The sequence below is a fragment of the Oceanospirillum sp. genome, from assembly GCF_048265165.1.
In the GTDB taxonomy this organism is placed as follows: domain Bacteria; phylum Pseudomonadota; class Gammaproteobacteria; order Pseudomonadales; family Halomonadaceae; genus Oceanospirillum.
This window is the reverse complement of record NZ_JBLXCD010000002.1, coordinates 19356-41246: the sequence shown is the minus strand read 5'-3', so window position 1 is coordinate 41246 and position 21891 is coordinate 19356. Positions and strand designations below refer to the sequence as shown.

The window sequence follows — 21891 nt, the reverse complement described above, 5'->3', positions numbered from 1 at the left end:
ATCAAGGCGTCAGCCTGTTTAGGCCCCAAACGACAGTTTCACGGTTATCTTTTCTTTCAGGGTCATCATTTATCGGCATCCGTACTTCATTTCGGAGTATCCAGCTCAGCACGCTTTCTCTTAGTCTGGCTCTGATCCTGGGTTTGGCAGGCATGAATAAAAGCTATGCCCAAGCTCCCCTGATGTTGTCGCCTGATGCTCAGCCATTAAAACTGGAGGCAGGGCAGTGCCAGGACCTTGTCCGGCAAGCGATAAACGCCAGTGCTAAGGCAGACACAGATACCGTGCCTTCACAATGGGCCGTACGTTATCAGCTGGTGCAGCCGTATAAGATGGCATGTTATCACCATGCCGGTTTTTTGGCTTTTATGGGCGCGGCAGAACTCTACACCGGGCATCTGGCTGATGCACAGGACACCCTGGAACGCACCCTGATGCTGAACCCTGTGCATGGGCAGGCATTAATGGATTACGCCCAGGCGCTGAATGCAATGGGCCAGCCACTTACCGCTTATGATCTGAATCAGCAGCTATTGCAGCGGGATGACCTGCCTACACAAGTGCGCAGCCAGTTAGAGCAGCGTCAGAAACTTTGGTCGGAACGCCTGCAGCGGACAGATTTTCAGTTATCTGCCGCCTGGGGCTACGACAGCAACCTCAACACCGCCCCGGACCTGAGCGACCTGACCCTGACCGATGGTCTGAACACCACGCTCGCCCTGGACAGAAGCAGCCAGCCGATTAGTGGGCAGGTTGTTAATCTTGACGCCAGTATCAAGCATATGCGTCTGCATAAAACCGGTATTCGATACTGGCAGGCAGGTTTCTATACTCGCACCGGTATTGACGACCAGATGAGCGCCAGCAACCTGCGGCATGATCATCAACAGCTCGATCTGCTATATAAAAGCGTAACCACTGCGCCACAAATGAAAGCCACCAGTCAGACCAATCAGCATCTTGCCTGGGGGATCGCCGCGAAACAGTTTTGGTATAACCGCAGTAGTTTATATCAGTCACTGGAGTTGCAGTTGGAAACCCGACAGCCCCTGGCCTCCCAATGCCATACTGATCTGGAGCTACAGTTTAGCCGCCAACACTACCCGCAGGACCATCGGCAAGACGCCATGGAGTATCGGGTTCAGCCCAGTATTCAATGTTTGCTGACGCCGCGTTTACAGCTTTATACCCAGGCCGGTATAGCCTTTAACAAAGCCCTGAGTCAGCGTGAAGGCCGGGATCGTTGGCTGGCTGACCTGCTTGTCTCTCTGCAGTATATAGAGGGTGCCCGGTTATGGAGCCTGACCACCCGTCACAGCAATACATGGGATCAGCAGGGTTACAGTCCTGTTTTAGACAGCAACAACCCCCGGGAAGTCAGCAACACCCAGTTCAGCGGCCAGGTACGTCAAAAGATCACCTCCCGCCTGGATGCCGAGCTAAGTCTGCAACGCAGTATTCAACAGAGCAATATTGAACTGTTCGACTACAACGCCACCCGCATTAACCTGGGTATCGATTGGCGCTTTTAAAGCGTATGTCAGCCAATACCGCTGCAGACCCCAGCGGCTTCTTATGGAATCCAGGATGCCGGCGCATCAGAAACACGCGCCATTGTTAGCGGATTGTCAGTAAAAAGCGCACCAACTTAAACAGTATGTAACCAACGTGAATAAGTGTGACCTGCCGCGGTTTTTGCCGCATAAGGGGTTGTTACTATTGACCTAAATGACTATTATCGATCCTGTTTTTTTGATGAGCAGGAGTGCTCGGATAAAAAAAGATCGCTCGTGTGATCCGCATCACAAGCGCGACCTGAAAGAGCTGTTACCTTTGTTTAAAAGCTAAGTTAATAAGCTAAGACAGATAGCTTAATGGTTATCTGCTTTGTTTTTTAAGCCCTGCAGGCCCGGTTGCAGTATTGATGATTGTTATATGTTTTTAACAGTAATCAGCGTAAGCGGGGTCGGACTTGGGGTCAGGCTCATAAGAGCGATAAATTTCATTCTGATAGGCATGATGTTTATCAGAAGAAAAACCAAACTAAACTAATCCTTGATCAAGGAGCTTTACAAATGGCTTTAACAAAAGCACAAGTATCACTAGTAACGGTTGCAACTCTTGGTGCAGCACCTGGTGGTTACGAAGCACAACTGAAAGCATTTAACACTCAGGACGAAGTGGCTGCATTTATCCAGTCTGAAGGCCTGCTGAATGCTGGTACCAACGCTGAATACGCACTGCAAGTTGCTGAAAACCTGGGTGCAGCTAGCGCTTCAGATCTGTTCAGCGCACTGGAAAGTGGTGTTAGCCGTGCTGAAGCGACTGTTGACTTTGCTAACGCACAGTTAGTTGCTCAAGGTGGTTCAATTGCTAAAGTAGATGCAGCTGTAGCGTCTTCTACTACTTCTCTGGATCTGACTGCACTGAAAGCAGCTCTGGCTGAAGCAACAGCTGACAGTCTGACTGTTACTTTCACAGACACAGACACCAACCAGCAAGATGGCACGTCTACTGACGCTCAAAGCATCTACAACGTTGGTAAAGCAGAAATCGATTCAGGCGCTGGCAAAATCTCTGCAGATTACACCTTCGTACTGAAAGACCAGATCGACGAGAACGATACCTTTAATGGTATGTTCCTGTCTCCAGTCATCGAGCGTCAGGGTGCAGAAACTTCCGGTTCACAAATCGTACTGGAACTGCGTAACCTGCGTGAAGATGCAGACAGCACCACTCCTCTGAAAGACCTGCCAACCAACGGTTTCGGTTTCAATATCGATGGCGAACTGGTTATGGTTCAGTCTGACTCCATCGATAATGCAGAAACTTATGCAGAATTGCTGTCAGCTATTGAAGCTCGTGTAACTGAACTGGCTAACGGTGTAAACCTGCCAGACGGTGCAGATGCAGCTCTGTACGCTAAACTGGCTACTTTTGAAGTTTCTCTGGGTGATGTAACTCAGGCTCAGGAACGTGATGCAGATGGCGACGTTACTGAAACTTACGACGTAAACGTTACTCAAATCGTTCTGAAAGACAACGCTGGTGCAACTCTTGACCCAGTAGGTTACAGCAACCGTGACGGCATCATCGACGGCAGTGGTTTCACCCTGTTCGCACAGATGTCTGACGAAGCGGGCACAACCATCACCAAACTGATCACTACTAACCTGGTAGCTGACAACGTTGGTTATGGTTCACAGGGTGCTACTGTAAACCTGGCGGGCCAGTCTGCGTCTGATAAAGGCGTTGAAGAGATCAAAGTAACCGCTAATAACGGTGTTTGGTTTACTACTCTGCAATCTAAAGCGACTACCAACCACCTGGAGCGTGTTGAACTGCAAACCGGTTCTGACAGCTACTTCCGTGTAGGTACTCAGAAAAACGATGTGAACCACCTGGTAGCACTGGTTGATGAAGACTTCGACAACGCTGGTCTGGTAGACGTACAGCAACTGGCAGCTTCTGCAGCTGGCAGCGTTGCGGTAAACAGCTACATCACTGATGCAGTAATCAACCGTTTTGACCTGAAAGACACCGGCCTGTACACCACAGACGACTCTGATGCACTGATCGACTACGATCTGACTTCTGGTGCAGACGTACTGCAACTGAAAATTGATTCAGAAGTAGTGGCTTACGCTGACACAGTAGTTGATATCGACGCTGGCACAGGTAATGACTTTGTTCACCTGCAACTGGACAATGGCAACAGCTTCGGTTCTGCTTGGTTAACCAACCAACAGGAAAACGACAACATCAGCATTGATGCAACCGGTGGCAACAACACCATCTGGACTGAAGGTGCAGGTAATGTAAGCATCACTACAGGTGCTGGTGCAGATACCATCTATGCTGACAACTCTGGTCGTGTTGATCTGGCTGCTAATATTGCAACACTTGAACTGGCTGTTGCAGATGCACAGGTTGCATTAGACGCTGCGACTGCGACTGCTGATATCACTGCAGCAAGAACAGCTCTGACTACTGCACAAACTGCACTGGAAACAGCACAGGCACCGATCGAGAAACTGACTGATCTGGGCTATGGTACAGACGTTAACGGTATGTTCATCATGAACGCTTCATCTAGCGATCTGAACGATATCCTTAGCGAAACAGATTACGGCACAGGTGCAGCAGCAGCGACTGGTCCTCAGGTATTCGACACTTACAAAGAAACTGTACAAATCAGCTTCTTAGGTTTTGAGTCTAAGTTCGTAGAAATCGCTTACGACAAAAACACCCTGACTACTAACACTCAGCAGATCAACCAAGCAATCAAAGATGCTATCAATAACGATGCAACTTTGAGCAAGCTGCTGGTTGCTACAGAGTTCCCAGGTAACGTACTGGTTGTTGAGTCTCTGATCGACGGTGTTCGTGCAGAAGCAGACTTAACTGTTACCTTTACTGCGCCATCTGATAGTTCGACTGCTCCAACTACTGGTCAGCTGCAGACAACTGCTACAGAAGAAGCTAAAGTAGTTACTCTGACTGCGGATACTACTGATCCATATTCTGCGGTTACTCTGGCTGCAGAAATTGGTAATGGTGGTGCTAATGAGTACTACGACGACACTGCTGCTACTGACGCTTTCGTAACTACCGATGGTACTGTTACTGTTGTTGGTGCTGCTAGTACTGCTGAGTCTGACAACGTTATCAATGCAGGTTCTGGTACAGACGTAATCGTTCTGGGCACTGGCGCAAACAGCAACGATACTGTTGTACTGTCTGGTAGCTTTGGTAAAACCACCATCGTTAACTTCACTGATGCTGGTGCACCAGGTGTTGCTGACGGTAATGACCTGCTGGACTTCAGCAGCTACTTTACTAACACTGTAACTACTAACGTTTCTGAAACTATCACTATCTCTGACAAACGTGGTGCTGCTGCCGCTGTTGCTGATGATGAAGTAACCATTCTGAACTTCTCTGATTTGGAACTGAGTACTGCTTCCGGTATTGATAACACCGAAACTGGTTTCTCCAACGTTACTGCTGCTCAGTTGAAAGTAGAGCTTGCTACAGCTACCGTTACTGGTGACGCAACTGCAGTTTCTGAGCACGTTTTCCTGATCGAAAACGACGCAAGTTTTGGTACTGCTAACGCTGGTGAGTACATGGTTGTTACTGCTTCTACAACTGCGACCGATGGCGCTCTGACTAACGTTGCAATCGTTGGTACACTGGACTTCGGTGCAACTCTTGCTGGTACTGTACAAGTAGCAGACTTCGCTTAATCTTCGGATTAAGTGAGTCAAATCATCTCTTTGGCTTTTGTCATAGAGGTGATTCGGCAAGGGTTTTAATCTTCTTTGAAGGTTAAAAACCGCTGAAACAGAAACCCCATATTCTTCGGAATATGGGGTTTTTTGCGTTTATTGATCCAGGAATAGCATTAATGTACGTCGCCCACCAAAGCGACAATCCCCCCTACGCGGCCTTCTTGCCTTTGTAGGTCGCCCTTCAGGGCGTCAATCCCCATCCTCACAGTAGGTCGCCCTTCAGGGCGTCAGCATAGGCAGTGTTAAATCCCGGATTGGTGTTTATTGGTGGATCCGCGACGGGCTAAAGCCCGACCTACATTTGAGCGTGTCTAATAAAGTGCATAAATGGCGAAACACACCGGACGATGTAGGTCGCCCTTCAGGGCGTCAATCCCCATCCTCACAGTAGGTCGCCCTTCAGGGCGTCATCCACGACAACTCTGACGGGCTAAAGCCCGACCTATATTTGAGCGTGCATCATAAAATGCAGGAATAGCGTGACACACCGGACGATGTAGGTCGCCCTTTAGGGCGTCAGCATAGGGCAGCGTTCAATACCGGGCTCGGCGTTTTTTGATAGATCCGCGACGGGCTAAAGCCCGACCTACATGGGTTGGGGTAATAGAACGTAGGTCGCCCTTTAGGGCGTCAGCATAGGCAGCGTTCAATACCGGGCTCGGCGTTTTTTGATAGATCCGCGACGGGCTAAAGCCCGACCTACACTATTTGTACTGTACGTCGCCTTTCAGGGCGGCTATATATAATTATTCTTGGATGGATAAAAAACGGACGGATAAGTTATGTCATGGAGTGATTTAAGAAAAGGTCGGTTTTCACAGTGTGGTGGCGAGTATTTCATTACTTTTACGACGTTTAAACGAAAGCTTCTATTTGATGATTTTGATTCGGCCAGGGTTTTTTGTCAGCAAATTGCGTTGAATGAACGGGTTTGTAATTGCCGCTGGTTTACCTGGGTCCTGATGCCTGATCATTTTCATGGCTTGTTACGTTTGGAAGGTTCGGATACAGATTTGTCTTCAGTGGTGGGTAAGCTAAAAGGAAACAGTGCTTACGCTTTGAACAGGTATAAAGGCAAAAGTGGCAAAGTATGGCAATCGTCATTTTATGACGTGGCGTTACGGCATGAAGACAACCGAAAGGAGATCGCCCGCTATATCGTTGCAAACCCGTTAAGAAAAATGCTTGCCTCATCAGTAAAAAACTACCCTTACTGGAACTCGGATTTTTTATAAAACCTACACCTGTATGACGTTAATGTAGGTCGCCCTTTAGGGCGTCAATCCCCACCCTCACAGTAGGTCGCCCTTTAGGGCGTCAGCATAGGCAGCGTTCAATACCGGGCTCGGCGTTTTTTGATAGATCCGCGACGGGCTAAAGCCCGACCTACATTTGAGCGTGCATCATAAAATGCAGGAATAGCGTGACACACCGGACGATGTAGGTCGCCCTTCAGGGCGTCAGCATAGGCAGCGTAAAATGCCGGATTGGCGTTTTTTGATAGATCCGCGACGGGCTAAAGCCCGACCTACATTTGAGCGTGCATCATAAAATGCGGGAATAGCGTGACACACCGAACGATGTAGGTCGCCCTTCAGGGCGTCAGCATAGGGCAGCGTTCAATACCGGCTCGGCGTTTTTTGATGGATAAGCGACGGGCTAAAGCCCGACCTACATTTGAGCGTGCATCATAAAATGCGGGAATAGCGTGACACACCGAACGATGTAGGTCGCCCTTCAGGGCGTCAGCATAGGCTGCGTAAAATGCCGGATTGGCGTTTTTTGATGGATCCGCGACGGGCTAAAGCCCGACCTACATTTGAGCGTGCCTAATAAATAGTCCTATTTTATTATTTTTATTCTCTTAAGAATATTCTTTATGTTTTTAAATAAATGTACTTTGATGCCTTGTAAATTACCGTCCGCCAATAAACTAAAAAATGTAAAGGTTTTACGCTTTATTTTTTCATACAAGGCGGCCATGCCCTTTTTTTCTTGTAGAAGCAGTGTAATATCAGCCAGGCTTTTTCTTAAAGAGTCTAACTCTTCTTTTATGATGGCGTGCTCTTGTTCGCGCTGATGGTTATTAGCCAGTTCCTGCTGTTGCTGCTGTTCACGCTGACGGCTGTTGGCCAACTCTAATTGCAGCTCTGATAATAACCCTTCGTTGTGTTTTTTAGATTGTTCAAGACCAAAAAAATTCCAGCACATAAATAGCAATGCATTAATTTGTTTATCAGTATAAAAAGGTACTGTTAATCTAAAAAACTTAGCCAGTTCTGCACTGTAATCCTGTGGTTCCAGACCGATACCCATGCCGCTTAACTGGGCGCTATACCAGGCCGTTACTCCCGGTACACGCTGCATTTTTCCTTTAGCAACCAGTTGCACCCAAAAATTCCAATCTTCATACATATCTAATCGGGTATCAAACTGGCAGGTCTGGCTTAATTCATTGTTTTTAAACAGGACTGAATGAATAGGTAAATAGCTTTCATAAACCAGTCGTTGTGGGTCAAATTCATAATCAAAAACTTTCAGTATCTCTGGTTTAGCTGCTGAAAATACACAGGCGGTATCTGAATAAACGGCAATAAGTTCAGGATTTTCCTGTAATACCGGAAGCAATTTAGATATATGATCCGGATCTATCCAGTCATCATCATCTAAAAATAATAGTGCTTCACCCTGGGCCTCTTTTAAAGCCACATTAGCAGCGTTAGAGCGTCCTTGATTAACCTCTAAATTAACCACATTAAGCTGAACCTGATGTTCGTTCGCCAGGCTTTCTAATTCAGGGCTGGGGGCTTCACCACCATCATTAACAATAACAACTTCTAACGGGCGATGGGTTTGCTGTAATGCTGAATCTACCGCTTTGGCAAGAGTGACAGGGCGGTTAAAGGTTCTGATTAAAATTGAAACAAGCTTTGCATCGGTTGACACCATCAACTCCTATCCATGCTAACGTGCTGTAGTTATTGATTATTTTAATGTGTTTATCCGGTGCAGAAAACCTTTTATTCCTTGGCGAGCCTTATGGCTCCGTTTTATGCTGGGTTCCGGCTTTCTGTGGCCTTGGGATAACTTTCTATGGCCTTGGGATAAACGGGAAGGCTGGATCTGCTCAGCGTACCAAGCCGATATTGTCTCAGATTTTGCTGAGCAAAGCAGAAAAAGTTTAGCTTATTCGCAATGGCCGGTTGAGGCTGTAAGGAGCCACAACCTAAGTTGTGCATACGCGCATCACTTTTTAATCTCAGGCCGTTTTGCTACAATCCGGATGTGCTGGTTTGGCTACTCTTGTCCGCATTCCTTTTTGGTGTCTACGGCTTATTTTTTGTAAGGACGGCTCCTGTCTGTTAGCTGCCTGGTTTATGTGTTGACTTAAATTTTGCTATGCAGGTTTTTTAAAAAATGTCTGAGAACATCGCCAAAAAAGACCAGAGTGCTTCCTGCCCTAAAGTAGCTATTTTACTGTGTACCTATAATGGTCAGCACTTTCTTAACGCACAGCTTGACTCTTTTTCGGCGCAAACCCACTCCAGTTGGCAGGTCTATGCATCAGACGATGGTTCAACGGACACCACCTTACAAATTCTGAAAGAACGTCAGCAAAAGTGGCCCGATCAGGCGCTGGAAATCCTTTCCGGCCCAGCCAGGGGTTTTGCTGCCAACTTTCTTTCTTTAACCTGTAATACTGACATCGTCGCGGATTACTATGCTTACTCTGATCAGGACGATATCTGGGATGCAGACAAGCTGGAACGTGCGCTCGGTTTTCTTCAATCAGTACCTGCTGATGTACCTGCTTTGTATTGCTCCCGCTCTCGCTTAGTTAATACTGAAAATAATGAAATAGGTCTGTCTCCTTTATTTAACAAAAAGCCCGGTTTTGCTAATGCATTGATGCAAAATATTGGTAGCGGTAATACGATGGTGTTTAATAATGCAGCGCGTGCACTATTAGTTGAAGCGGGTGAAAATTTACCGATTACTATCCATGACTGGTGGGCTTATATTTTAATTACTGGCTGTGGAGGTTTGGTGCATTATGATAGCCATCCTTCTATACGTTATCGCCAGCATCAGCATAACTTAATTGGTATGAACTCTTCTTTTGCTGCTCGTTTTAAACGTATATTGATGCTCTGGCAAGGTCACTTTAAAACCTGGAATGATCAGCATATTGCTGCTCTGCGTGTCCTTGATCACAGACTCACACCTGAAAACCGGCAGATAATAAATAACCTTATTGAAGCACGACAGAAAAAATTGATTTCGCGTTTGATTTTAATAAAACGTTGCGGTTTTTACCGTCAGACTTTCCTGGGTAATCTAGGATTAATTTTTTCTGCTGTTTTTAATAAAGTGTAATAATTTATAAATTATCATACTAACTCTAATTAAAATTTTACGGAAACTAACCCACGTTATGCACATCCTTATTCGGTCAGCTAAAAATAAAGTATTACGGTTGCGCGAGCTTTTTTTATCGTTGGCTAAGCGTGTTTACTGGAAACTACCATTAAAAATAAGAAATCCATTGGTGAACTTTATTTATCGGGTGTTTCCCTGGGTTTTTTATGGCACGCCACACTTTCATATGTGGAAAAACAGCAAGATTATAACGCCTGCTGTAGATCAGTGTGGCGACCTGATTTTAATTGAAGACTTACCTCCAGCAAAAAAATCACTGGGGCGCATAGCCATTCATCTGCACATGTATTACACAGATTTGTCTGATGAGTTTGTTGGCTATTTAAAAAACATGCCGTTTAACTATGATTTATATATTTCTGTAACTGATGAACAAGGTCAGGCCATCTGTCAGGAAAAATTCAGTAATCTCCCGCTGCTTAAACAACTTAAAATAGAAGTTGTCGCTAATCGCGGACGTGATATCGCTCCTATGTTTTGTGCGTTTGGTGATCAGCTTGCCCGATATGATTACGTTGCTCATTTACACAGCAAAAAGTCTTTGTACAACAAAGGTGCTACCGAGGGTTGGCGCCAATACCTATGCAGTAGCCTGTTGGGTAGCCCGGAGCAGATTCGCAGAATTTTTACTTTGCTGCAGGGCGATCATGCCCGTGGTCTGGTTTACCCGCAGAATTTTTACCTGATCCCTTATTTTGCAAACCATTGGCTTGCTAATAAGGCTTTGGGTGCTCACTGGTGTGCACGTCTGGGTATTAGCCATTTCCCTAATGTCTATTTTGACTTTCCTGCCGGTACTATGTTCTGGGCTCGTACAGCGGCCCTAAAACCGCTGTTTGATGCCGGCATTACCCTAAATGATTTTGCTGAAGAAGCTGGGCAAACCGACGGTACTTTTGCCCACTGTTTAGAACGCCTGGTGGGGCTGGTCAGCTCAAGTCAAGGTTACCCAATTGGAATTATTAAAGACAAGCAAACACCCAGCTGGTCAGCCTGGCGCTTTAATACTGTGCTGGAGCGTAGTTTAGAAACAATCCATAATGAGCTTAATGCTGCAAAAGTTAAGCTGATCGGCTTTGATATTTTTGACACCCTGCTCAGTCGCCCTATGCTCGACCCGGAAGCGGTTAAAGAAATTGTTGCGCTTCGGGCGGGCAATTCCCCGGATAACCCAAATCTGGGAAAAATCTATCTGGAATACCGTGCACAGGCTGAAGCAAGCGCCCGACAACAAGCCGGACGGGATATTGATCTGCACGTTATTTATCAACATTTTCAACAGATGACCGGCCTGCCACTAGAACAGGTCAGTCAGTTGCAGGCGTTGGAAGAGCAGGTTGAATACGCCAGTGTTAAACCGCGCAAAGGTGGTTTAGAGCTGTTTCATAAGGCTGTCGCCACCGGCAAACCTGTTGTTCTTATCTCGGATATGTTTCTCCCCATAGAGCACATAAAAGCCACTTTGCATGATCATGGTATTGAAGGCTGGCAATCACTGTATCTTTCCAGTGATATTGGTCTGCGTAAAGACACCGGCGAGCTCTACAAGTATCTGTTCGATAAATACGCTCTGCAGCCTCAGGAGTTTATGATGGTGGGTGATAACGAGCGTTCCGATTTACAGATTCCACTGGATTTAGGCGCAAATGCGCTGCACACCTTACGTGCCAGCGATATTGCGCGTTCACTGCCACGCTGGCGTCGACTGCTGGAAAATTTTGAGCAACAGGGTGATTTAAATGCCCAGCTAACCTTGGGTTTGGTGTTACAAAAAAACTTTGCTGCAGTTAGTTACCCACAGCTCAATCCCTACAACTTAATTAAACCAACAGCATTTAATATAGGTTATAGCCTGGTTGGGCCTTTGTTAACTGGCTTTGCGCACTGGCTGACAGAGCAGGCGCGGGACAATAATATTGAGCGATTGTATTTTCTTGCCCGGGAAGGGGAGCTAATTAAGCAGGTATTTGACCGCTGGACGGCTGACCTTGAAGTGCCTGCCAGTAGTCATTATTTGGTGGTTTCGCGCCGCGCCGTTAGTGTGCCGTCGCTGAAGAACCTGGATGATATTCTCAAAATTGCCCGGAACAATTATTACTCTAATAACCTGGCGGGCTTTTTGAAAGAACGCTTCGGTCTTAGTTTAAGTGCCGAGCAGTGGCAAACCATTTCTGAGCAAACGAACTGGCACGCAGATAAACAGGTCGAAGTACGTGATGGAAACACTAAGCACCTACTCGAACTCTTCAAGCTGCTGGAAGCTGATATCCTTGCTGCTGCAGCCGTAGAAAAAGCCGCATTACTGAAGTATTTGGCCAGTCAGGGAATGGAAGCTGATGGCAAGCAAACGGTCGTTGATGTGGGTTATGGTGCCACCATTCAGGGATACCTTAATGAGCTGTTAACCCGGTCCACTCAGGGCCATTACCTGCTGACCGATGACCGTTCGGAGGCTGTAGCCCAGCGCCATGGTGTTGATGTCACAGGCTGCTACTACAAGCAGGTTCGCCCTACTGTTGATGCTCCTTTTATGTATCGCTACAACTTTGAGTTAGAAAAACTCTTAAGTTCTGATTCTGCACAGGTTGTAAAATACACCGAGACTGAGCAGCAAATAGCCGGTGTTTTCCGTGATTTGTCTTTACAGGAAACCGCTTGTCAGCCGCTACGGGAAGAGCTACAGCAGGGTGTATTGGCTTATGTCGACGAGGCTATCAAGGTGCGTGAACAGTTATTGCCAGAATTTGCACCTTCAACTCAAGTGGCTTGCCAGCTCTATGAAACCTTTGTAAGCCAGCTATCAGACGAAGAAATAACATTTCTGAAAGAAATAACTTTAGATGATCACTACTGCGGTCGCGGCCTTGTTAGCTAAAATGTAGGTCGCCCTTCTCACTTTTTATCGTAGGTCGTCCTTTAGGGCGTCAACGTAGGTGGCGTTAAATGCCGAGTTGGCGTTTATGGTGGGATCTTTGACGGGCTAAAGCCCGACCTACATTTTGTATGAGATTAATGTAGGTCGCCCTTTAGGGCGACAGCATGGGCGGCGTTAAATGCCGAGTTGGCGTTTACGGCGAGATCTTTGACGGGCTAAAGCCCGACCTACATTTTGCATGACGCTAATGAAGGTCGTCCTTTTCACCTCTCTTGACGATCGCCCTTCCTATCTTTTCTTGTAGGTCGTCCTTTAGGGCGACAACATGGGTAGCGTTAAATGCCGAATTGGCGTTTACGGCGGGATCGTTGACAGGCTAAAGCCCGACCTACATTTTGCATGACGCTAATGCAGGTCGCCCTTCTCACTTTTTATCGTAGGTCGCCCTTTCCACCTTTCTTGTAGGTCGCCCTTTAGGGCGTCAGCATGGGCGGCGTTAAATGCCGAATTGGTGTTTATGGCGGGATCTTTGACGGGCTAAAGCCCGACCTACATTAATGTAGGTCGCCCTTTAGGGCGACAGCATGGGTAGCGTTAAATGCCGAATTGGCGTTTACGGTGAGATCGTTGACGGGCTAAAGCCCGATCTACATTTTAAGTATCAGTTTTTGGTATACAGGTAGGTCGTGTGGTATTTGGTCGTTTGAGTTATACCGTTGATATTAATCGTCGCCGTTGTTCGGGTCTCACCTGCACCGTCTGCAAAGGCGCAGTCAGTAATCTCCCAGTCATAGCTGCTCACGCTTTCACTTTTAACCAAATCATAAAGCTGCGCGGAGCAGAATACGCTTTCCGAATTAGGTTTGTAGGTGTCGTTTACCGTTGAGATGTAGGGGGCTACATTGTCCACATAGGTCGTTATGTCCAGTTTATAGCCCGGTGTGTAGTCATCAGAGTCGTAGTCGATACCGCCGTCTCCCACATGCTCAGCATCGCTGTCCACGTAGATCGGGAGTGTGTTGTTGCCTTCCAGAAAGTGCACCAACAAGCTTGAGTAGCTCTGAAAGCCGCTGCTGTTGCTGATGGCAGCCTGCAGGTCGTCCAGTACCTCGTCCCAGTCATCACCAATATCAAAATCTGTGGTGATAGGGTTGCCCTCAGGCAGGCTAAAGTCTGAATTGTTCAGTGCGCTGGTCAGGCTGGACATGGCGGCATCAAGCTGGATCTGGCTGATGTTGATGTCGGCGCGGTTGAACCAGTCATCCGGTGATGTGGATGCGGCACGGGCAACTACCAGGTTGGTTAATGGGGTGATATTAACGATGCCGAAGCTGCTGGCAAAACTGTACAGATTGCTCTCCAGCAACGGGCTGTTGACCTTCAGGGCGCAGGGTAGTGCGTTCTCGCCAATGTCACCGCTCCACTCTCCGTAGGCGTCCGTGACAACGCTGTTCAGAAAACCTGTGCCATCGGCACATTTGGCGGTCACTGTCTGGTTGGCAATGGCTGCACCTGTGGCTGCGGTTCCTTTCAGGCGGGTTGCGGATGCGTCGTCATCAGTACTGCTACCGCCACAACCACTTAGAACAGCCAGACCGATGCCGGCAATAAGAAGGTTTTTCTGTTTATTCATTCCATGTTCCTTAGAGAAATCAAATCAAAATCCAAGCCGTTTATCGGCTAATTCAACCAAAGCTTTATTGACTTAGGCCAGCGTGCCCAGAACAATTTCTGACCCGGCTGGATTTTCCTAGGCTTTGCTAAGTCTTAAAAATGCCATAAATCTGTGGCAAACAGGTTGCAGTGCTTTAATCGCATTGGACTGCTATTGAAGATATTAATGACAGGATCTTGATAAGGAGGACAGGATGTCTTATCCAAAGGTTGTGCATCATGGTGGTGCCGAGGGGGTTACCGGAAGTTGTCACCAGCTTTTTCTTTCTGAGGCATGTTCTGTGCTGGTGGATTGCGGTTTATTTCAGGGAGACGAGGCCCGGGACCGGGAGGATCTGACCATCGAGTTTGATCTGACATCGGTTAAGGCGGTGGTAATTAGCCATGTGCATATCGACCATGTGGGCCGTTTACCCTACCTGCTGGCGGCAGGCTATAAGGGGCCGATTATCTGTTCTGAGCCTTCGGCGATGCTGCTGCCACTGGTGATTGAGGATGCGCTGGAGATCGGTTTTACCCGTGATAAGCGTTTGATTGAGCGGGTTTTAAAGCAACTGACCTCTCAGTTGGTTGCTTTGCCTTATAAGCAGTGGCACGGCATTTACGATGAGGGCGGGGTCAGTCTCAGGGTTAAATTGCAGCGGGCGGGGCATATATTGGGTTCGGCTTATGTGGAGTGTGATCTGCAGCGCCCCGATCACGCTGAACGCGTGGTCTTTTCCGGTGACCTGGGTGCGTCCTGGTCGCCGCTACTGCCGGCTCCCCGGTCACCCTACCGGGCGGATACGCTGTTTCTTGAAAGTACCTACGGTGATAAGTGTCATGAAAATCGCCGGTTGCGTTCGGCGGCGCTTTTGCAACATCTGCAGCGCTGTATTGAACGGGAGGGTTGTCTGCTGATTCCGGCGTTCAGTATTGGTCGCACCCAGGAGCTGCTGTACGAAATTGAGCATCTGATCCACAAGGCGGGGGCCGATTCGCCGCTAAAACAGCTGGAGGTGATTGTGGATTCCCCGCTGGCGGCCCGTTTTACTGAGGTTTACCGCAAGCTTAAGCCGTTCTGGGATGCTGAGGCAAGGCGTCGGCTGGGCAGCGGCAGACATCCGCTTAATTTTGAGACGCTGTATACGGTGGATGATCATGGTGAGCACCTGCAGACGGTGGATTATTTAAGTCAGTACCGGCGTCCGGCGGTGGTAATTGCCGCCAGCGGAATGGCAGCCGGTGGCCGCATCGTCAATTATCTGAAGGCTTGTCTGGGTGACAAGCGGCATCAGGTTCTGTTTGTGGGTTATCAGGCCGGGGGGACACCGGGTGCGGCACTCTTAAAGTATGGCCCAAGGGGTGGCTGGGTGGAGCTGGAGGGCGAACGCTATGATGTGCGGGCGCAGGTGGCGGCTCTGTCGGGTTATTCGGCCCATGCAGATCAGGCTGATCTGGTGCGCTTTGTACTGGGAATGCGCCATTTACCGGAAAAAATCAGCCTTATTCATGGTGATACACCCGCCCGAAGTGGGCTGAAACAGGTGTTGGAAGCTGAGTATGCTCAACGGGGGTTGCCGGTGTCTGTGCAGCTTGCCTGAGGCGTGTGGCAGTGTTTAAAGAGGTGCTTTATTTCTGTTTTGATTGTGAGTTTTTGTAATCAATTGTTTATCTATGTTTCTTGCTGCAGGGCAGGGTTATAAAGGGTTGTGACTTGTTTCGCAATATAAAGGCGTGTGTATTGAGTGCCGGGTCAGGAGGTGGTATTTATTGACACAGAGTGATGCTATCGGCTTTAGTCAAAACCATGAGAATTTTGTTCTTTTCTAACTATTTTATACGCATATTTGTAGCATTTTTCTGAGACTATCCCTCTTATCTGGTTTTTTCTGATGTTTTGTATGGCTCTTTCAGCTTATTTCTGGTGTTGGGCAATCTCTTTAATCGTCTCATTATGTGAGAAAATGTAATTTATGACTGTGTTTGGGAATTTGCCCTGTGATTGAGCCGGAGTCTTTTATGGGCCAGAAAAGAGAGATTGGGCGTGCCGTTGCCGGGTTGCGTTGTTTATATACGTTGCCGGTTTTTTTGCTGATTTGTGCTCTTATGATGACTGCGGCTGATGTGCAGGCCGAAGAGGCCTCTCTGGCTGATCTGCTGCGCGGGGCGGAGCAGGCGTTGACTGCAGGCGATGCCGCCGGAGCTTTTGCGCGTTTAGGGGATGCTGAGGCGCAATATGCGGGGGTGCCTGAGTTTGATTATCTGATGGGGTTGGCGGCGGTTAGGTCCGGGCAGCCTTCGGTGGGGATTTTTGTGCTGGATCGGCTGCTGCAGGTAAAGCCTGATCATGCCGGTGGCCGTCTTGAGCGGGCTATTGCGATGGTTCAGTTGCGGCAGTTCAGCGCGGCCGATAAAGAGTTTGCGCTGCTGGAGACGCTGCAGCCTCCGGCGAAAGCGGCGGAGCTGATCCGAAAATACCGTGAGCAGATTGCGGAGCAGAACAGAAAAAAAACAGAAGCTTCCCATCAGTTTCTTCTGGGTGCCGGGCTGGGCTTTGATTCGAATGTGAACGGTGCGCCCTCTGATTACCAGCTGGATCTTTTTGGTGGGCTGTTTCAAACCCGTATCAGTGATGAATCCGGGACTTTTTATGACCTTAATGCTCAGTATGTTGGTCAGTTTCCCGTTGATGAGCAGCATACGCTTCAGTTTGTGGGGGGAGCTCAAAGCCGCCTTTATACGGAATCTGAGCTTGAGCTGTATTCGGTAACGGCTTTGCAGGCCAGTGGTGTATGGCGCTATAAGTGGCAGCCGGAACATGTTCTGATAACCCAGGCCAGCCTGGGGCGTGTTTTTACCGAGCGGCCATTGGCGTCACTTTTTGATCTGTTGGTGTTGCGGACGGGGGTTGAGGTGCCGGTGTGGACGGAAAGCTATCTCTCCGCGGGGGTGTCGTTGAAAAAAGCAGCGTATACCGATTCTTCAGATAACAGCTATGTGGCACTAAAAGGCGAGTCGGCATTGTCGGCTCCGGTGGAGAGTTGGCTGCTGGAGGGGGCGTCATCCATTGAGCGGGAATTTGCCGATGATGGACGGGACGGTGGTGATGCCTGGCGGGGGCGTCTGCAGTTTAAGGCGGATAGGCGGTTGAGCGACCGGCTGCACCTGAAACTGGGGCTGTCATACCAGCGGCTTGTTTATGAGACGCGGGGATTTGGTTTTTATAACCAGTGGTCGGATACCTCAAGAGCGGATGATGTTTTTTCCGGTACGGCAGCTTTGACCTGGGTTCCAAAGCCCGGTTGGTACGTGACCACGGGTACGGAATACCGCAAGCAAAACTCAAGCATTGATTTTTTTAATTTCGATCAGGTTATTACCAATATCAATGTGGCTTATTTATGGCGCTGAGAGGCAGAGAGTGATGAACAGATTCGTTTCGACAGCAGGCAGGTGGCACTCTGCCTCGTTTAGCACCTGGGCTTTGCAGGCCGCTTTTGTTCTGTTGCTGGTTTTGCCCTTGTCGGTCAGGGCTGCAGAAAACGCCGGGCAAGAAGGTAGCACAGGGCAAGAGGAAAAAGCCGGGCAACTGATGTTTGTGCACGGCACTGTGGTACATGAGCAGGGAGGCAAGAGCAATCCTGCAAGGCGGGGAGCGAGTGTCTTCCAGGGGGATCGTCTGGTCACGGCTTCGGCCAGTAGTGTGCAGATCCGCTTTACCGATGGCGGAACCCTGGCGGTTAAGCCCAATTCAGAGATCACTATCTCAGAATACACTTTTACAGATAATGCGGAGGCCTCCTTTCAGAAAACCGATATTGTCCGGGGTGGGCTGCGCTCGATTACCGGTGCGATAGGTCATCGCAAACCGGAGAATGTCAGCTTCAGAACGCCGGTGGCGACCATCGGTATTCGGGGGACGATTATCCGCTTGCTGCACTTTACGGAAGGAGGCTCGGATCTGCCTGCGGGTACGCGCTCCGGCTCCTATCTGATGGTTGAGCAGGGGGCGGCTGCGGCTACAACAACGGGAACCCGTGTGATTCGTGCCGGTCAGGCTTTGGCGATGTACAGCCCTGATACCCTGCCGGAAGCTTTCCCGGCGGATTCTGCCATCTTTAATGCCGGGGCGGGACAGCTGAACCCAAACCCTCCTCCTGGTAATCCGGAGGAGGGTGAGCCCCGGAGGCGGCCAGAGAACGCCGGACCTGGTTTGGGGCTGAGAGAAGGTGATATCCGGCAGCCTGAGATTAAGGAACAGCTGCTGAGGGAAGAGGGTGAACAGGATCTTGTTGAGGCTGCTTGCCGTGAAGAGGGCTTTATCTCCTGTGCTGATAAAGAAGCTAAGGAGCTGGCGGAGTTGCAGTGTCGTAATGAAGGTTTTACTTCCTGTTCGGCGAAAGAGTTTTTTCTGATGGCTGAGGCGGCCTGTCGGGCAGAAGGTTATACATCCTGTTCGGCCAAAGAGTTCGATCTGTTGACGGAGGCGGCATGTCAGTCAGAGGGTTATGAATCCTGTCAGGAAAAAGAGTTATTTCTGCTGGCAGAGGCTGCGTGTCAGGCAGAGGGCTATGCCTCTTGTCAGGCAAAAGAGTTATTTCTGCTGGCAGAGGCTGCGTGTCAGGCAGAGGGCTACGCCTCCTGTCAGGCAAAAGAGGCATATCTGGCTGCGGAAGCGATCTGTCAGAGTGCTGGCTATGCATCCTGCGCGGATAAAGCGTTAGCGGAGCAGATTGATTCCCGGTGTACTCTGCTGGGCTATGACTCCTGTGCGCATATGATATCGACGGATGCGTTAAACCCTATCAGCCCGTCGGCGCAGGGGCGTCTGCTGGCAAGTACGGCGGGGTCTGTTCTGAGTTTTGACGGCGCTGCAACCCAGTGGGAGTATTTTTCCGATGAGTCCGGTGAGGATCTGCCGGTTCTGGTGGGTGCTAACCTGAGTGGTACGTTACGGCTGCAAAGGAAAATGCCGGGATCATCGACGGCTAAGCAGCAAAACCTGATGCAGACACACCCGGATACCAATAGTAAAACCTATCTGGGGGTCTGGCCGCAGAGCGAATTTTTCTATCTTAACCCGGTTACGCTGAGCAATCAGGGAACGCCTCTGGATAATCTTGTTTATGCCGCCAGTGATTCTGTGATGGATGATCCGGTTGAGCTGGAATCCCTGATGAGTTCCGGTGCGGTGGGCGGTCTGTACGACTTTGTGCTGACGGCAGATACCAGTGGCATACAGCCGGTGATGGGGGATATGCAGCTGTCGGATATGGAGATCAGCCTGGATACCATGGATATGCGGATGCGGGGTTATGTCTTGTTTGATGGCGGTAGTGGGTCGGTACAGTTTGTGAATAATACCGGGGTAAGTGTGACGGACTTTTTGGCATCAGGAATGAACTTCTCCGGTGATTACTTCCCCGTGAGTGGTTCTGCTGTATCGGCTAACGGGTATTTTGTTGGCGGTTTCTCCGGTAATGTTTCCGCTGTTGATGGTATGTTTGGCGTTTTATACGGAAACATTCCTTCCTTAAGTCTTTCCGGGGAGGCTGGTGTTGCTCTGATGGGAACGGGTAACGGGCTACCCCCTTCAGGAATATCGCCATACTATGGCTTGGCTGGTTTAAGTGAAGGTTATGGTCTGAACTATGACATAATGACTGCTGAGTGTGTGCTAGCCTGTGATCTGGGGGGGACGCCGGAATCTTTTGAGACATCGCTAACGTTAGGTGGTATGACTATGGCGCTTCGCTTTAGTAATTCAGGTATGCAAAGCCCGCTTAATAGCTATACGCTGCCGGATAGTAGTAAGGTACTTTGGGGTGTCTGGGCTGAAGCAGATTATGATATCGATTCGTCAGATCCCAGCCTGAGTCATATTACAAAGGCAGATATTGGCTTATTGCCTTTTATGTTTACTCAGCAGGCACCGATTCTCAGCGATATTACGGAGCTGCAAACCGTGACAGGCAGCTCTTCTGTGAACTTTCAGTTGGCAGCTGGTGGTGATATCTACGATTCCATGGGAAGCCCTGTTATGACTCTGGGCTCGTCAAGCAATCTTGAGCTGGATTTTACGACCAGTTATATGAGTATTTATTTGGACTTTGGTTCTGACGGCGCTCTGGAGGCTAACTCTTTACCTTTACCTGACATTAATGGTTTTAATGAGATCAGTCTGACGACAGTTTCTACTCCGCCTGCTCTGTCAGGAGGCTTTATTAGTGGGCGCTTTGCTGGGACAGAGGCTGAAGCGGCGATGCTGATGATTGAAACACTGGGTATTGATGGTAAAGGTGTTGCTATCTTTGAGCGCTAAAAACCGATGTGATGGAAGATTAATCTGACATAAAGAGAGGCTGAAGAGGCCTCTCTTTTTTATAAGACTTGTTTCGTTAGGCTTGCTGGTCTTTTCATGGCGTTTCCATTGGTTGATAATGCCCCGCAGAGATCAGGTGATTCAGTACGGTGTTTATCAGGGGCTGGCTTTTGACAAGTATTCTCTCTGGGAGTTGACTTCCCCTACCTGTTCTTTCTGTGTTCTGTTTTACTGATTTCTGAGGTTGATATGTCTGCTGGGCTGAATAAAGTCATTATTCCTGTTGCCGGTTTGGGAACCCGTTTGCTGCCAATAAGTAAATCCATTCCCAAAGAGATGGTGCCTGTGGTGGATCGCCCTCTGATTCAGCATGTTGTTGAAGAGGCTCTTGCGGCAGGGTTGAATGAGATTATTCTGGTGACCCGGGGTGGTAAGTCTGCGGTAGAGGATCACTTTGATAGTCATTATGAAATTGAGGCGGAGCTTGAGCGCAAAGGTAAAACAGCCTTGCTGGAAGCTCTGCGGGAAATTGCGCCACCAGAGCTTAAAATGACCAGTGTTCGTCAGGGTAGGGCGCTGGGGTTGGGACATGCGATCCATTGTGCAGCACACCTGATCCGACCTGATGAGGCGTTTGCGGTGATTCTGCCGGATGTTCTGGTTAAGCCTCAGGTCAGTGATCTGGGTTGCGACCTTAAAGCGATGGTTGCGGCATTTCAGTCACAACAAGCGGCGCAGATTATGGTTGAGCAGGTGCCTCTGGAGCGTGTTGATCAGTATGGTATTGTCGATTGCTCGGGTGCTGAACCGGCTGCGGGTGAGTGCCTGCCGATTAAAGGGCTGGTTGAAAAACCAACGCGGGATCAGGCTCCCAGCCGCTTATCTGTGATTGGCCGTTATATTCTTCCGGGGGCGATTATGCAGTATCTGGCAGAAACCCGCCCCGGTGCAGGGGGGGAGATTCAGCTGACGGATGCTATTGCCGATTTGATCCGCCAGGGGGATGCAGTTCATGCGTTTCGTATGAGGGGCCGAACCTTTGATTGCGGGCATATTCCGGGCTGGCTGCAGGCGAATACAGTGCTGGGGCGGGAAGCCGGTTTGCTTGAGTCTGATCTGTATTGATTGGGTTGATGCTGGGCATGTAGGTCGCCCTTTAGGACGTCAACGTGGGCAGCGTTAAATGCTGATTGGCGTTTTTTGATGGCGTTTGACGGGCTTAAAGCCCTACCTACATTTGAGAGTGCCTAATAACATACGTGAATGGCGTTACACGCCGGACAATGTAGGTCGCCCTTTAGGGC

Annotated in this window: 11 protein-coding genes; 9 read left to right on the top strand and 2 right to left on the bottom strand. The window is 49.0% G+C overall.

Annotation, left to right across the window (positions count from 1 at the left end; genetic code table 11):
* The first annotated feature begins 152 nt into the window (after positions 1-152).
* The 3 genes from ACN0R8_RS03765 to ACN0R8_RS03755 all read left to right on the top strand — a co-directional run bounded on the left by ACN0R8_RS03765 (position 153) and on the right by ACN0R8_RS03755 (position 6529).
* Positions 153-1532 (top strand): hypothetical protein, encoded by a 1380-nt coding sequence (locus ACN0R8_RS03765; protein WP_417595242.1) that lies wholly within the window; start codon positions 153-155, stop codon positions 1530-1532.
* Positions 1533-2075: 543 nt separating this feature from the next.
* Positions 2076-5249, top strand: a complete 3174-nt coding sequence (locus tag ACN0R8_RS03760) for a hypothetical protein (RefSeq protein ID WP_417595240.1) — start codon at positions 2076-2078, stop codon at positions 5247-5249.
* 827 nt (positions 5250-6076) lie between these two features.
* Positions 6077-6529 (top strand): REP-associated tyrosine transposase, encoded by a 453-nt coding sequence (locus tag ACN0R8_RS03755; protein ID WP_417595238.1) that lies wholly within the window; start codon positions 6077-6079, stop codon positions 6527-6529.
* A 607-nt stretch (positions 6530-7136) separates the two neighbouring features.
* On the opposite strand, the gene ACN0R8_RS03750 is transcribed toward ACN0R8_RS03755, so the two are convergent.
* A complete protein-coding gene (locus ACN0R8_RS03750; protein ID WP_417595236.1) occupies positions 7137-8240 on the bottom strand; it encodes a glycosyltransferase family 2 protein in 1104 nt (367 codons plus the stop codon).
* 471 nt (positions 8241-8711) lie between these two features.
* On the opposite strand from ACN0R8_RS03750, the gene ACN0R8_RS03745 reads away from it, so the two are divergent.
* Entirely contained in the window at positions 8712-9671 is a 960-nt protein-coding gene (locus ACN0R8_RS03745; RefSeq protein WP_417595234.1) for a glycosyltransferase family 2 protein, read from the top strand.
* A gap of 172 nt (positions 9672-9843) precedes the next feature.
* On the top strand, positions 9844-12609 hold the full coding sequence (locus ACN0R8_RS03740; protein ID WP_417595232.1) for a rhamnan synthesis F family protein: 2766 nt from the start codon (positions 9844-9846) through the stop codon (positions 12607-12609).
* A gap of 661 nt (positions 12610-13270) precedes the next feature.
* On the opposite strand, the gene ACN0R8_RS03735 is transcribed toward ACN0R8_RS03740, so the two are convergent.
* Complete coding sequence (locus tag ACN0R8_RS03735) at positions 13271-14242, bottom strand: hypothetical protein (protein ID WP_417595230.1); 972 nt, start codon at positions 14240-14242, stop codon at positions 13271-13273.
* Between the two features lie 235 nt (positions 14243-14477).
* Here ACN0R8_RS03735 and ACN0R8_RS03730 point away from each other — a divergent pair, with 235 nt between their 5' ends.
* The 4 genes from ACN0R8_RS03730 (at position 14478) to ACN0R8_RS03715 (ending at position 21712) form a co-directional block, all read left to right on the top strand.
* Positions 14478-15866 (top strand): MBL fold metallo-hydrolase RNA specificity domain-containing protein, encoded by a 1389-nt coding sequence (locus tag ACN0R8_RS03730; protein ID WP_417595228.1) that lies wholly within the window; start codon positions 14478-14480, stop codon positions 15864-15866.
* 418 nt (positions 15867-16284) lie between these two features.
* On the top strand, positions 16285-17676 hold the full coding sequence (locus ACN0R8_RS03725; protein WP_417595226.1) for a hypothetical protein: 1392 nt from the start codon (positions 16285-16287) through the stop codon (positions 17674-17676).
* 13 nt (positions 17677-17689) lie between these two features.
* Positions 17690-20587: a FecR domain-containing protein gene (locus tag ACN0R8_RS03720; RefSeq protein WP_417595224.1), complete on the top strand. Its 2898-nt coding sequence runs from the start codon at positions 17690-17692 to the stop codon at positions 20585-20587.
* A gap of 249 nt (positions 20588-20836) precedes the next feature.
* Positions 20837-21712, top strand: coding sequence for a UTP--glucose-1-phosphate uridylyltransferase (locus tag ACN0R8_RS03715; protein WP_417595222.1), 876 nt, complete (start codon positions 20837-20839; stop codon positions 21710-21712).
* Positions 21713-21891 lie beyond the last annotated feature (179 nt).

What these genes read in the sequence shown, in the direction of transcription:
- ACN0R8_RS03760 (WP_417595240.1), top strand. Translation starts at nt 2,076, where the DNA reads ATGGCTTTAACAAAAGCACAAGTATCACTAGTAACGGTTGCAACTCTT.
- ACN0R8_RS03715 (WP_417595222.1), top strand. Translation starts at nt 20,837, where the DNA reads ATGTCTGCTGGGCTGAATAAAGTCATTATTCCTGTTGCCGGTTTGGGA.
- ACN0R8_RS03730 (WP_417595228.1), top strand. Translation starts at nt 14,478, where the DNA reads ATGTCTTATCCAAAGGTTGTGCATCATGGTGGTGCCGAGGGGGTTACC.
- ACN0R8_RS03765 (WP_417595242.1), top strand. Translation starts at nt 153, where the DNA reads ATGAATAAAAGCTATGCCCAAGCTCCCCTGATGTTGTCGCCTGATGCT.
- ACN0R8_RS03735 (WP_417595230.1), bottom strand. Translation starts at nt 14,242, where the DNA reads ATGAATAAACAGAAAAACCTTCTTATTGCCGGCATCGGTCTGGCTGTT.
- ACN0R8_RS03755 (WP_417595238.1), top strand. Translation starts at nt 6,077, where the DNA reads ATGTCATGGAGTGATTTAAGAAAAGGTCGGTTTTCACAGTGTGGTGGC.
- ACN0R8_RS03725 (WP_417595226.1), top strand. Translation starts at nt 16,285, where the DNA reads ATGGGCCAGAAAAGAGAGATTGGGCGTGCCGTTGCCGGGTTGCGTTGT.
- ACN0R8_RS03720 (WP_417595224.1), top strand. Translation starts at nt 17,690, where the DNA reads ATGAACAGATTCGTTTCGACAGCAGGCAGGTGGCACTCTGCCTCGTTT.
- ACN0R8_RS03745 (WP_417595234.1), top strand. Translation starts at nt 8,712, where the DNA reads ATGTCTGAGAACATCGCCAAAAAAGACCAGAGTGCTTCCTGCCCTAAA.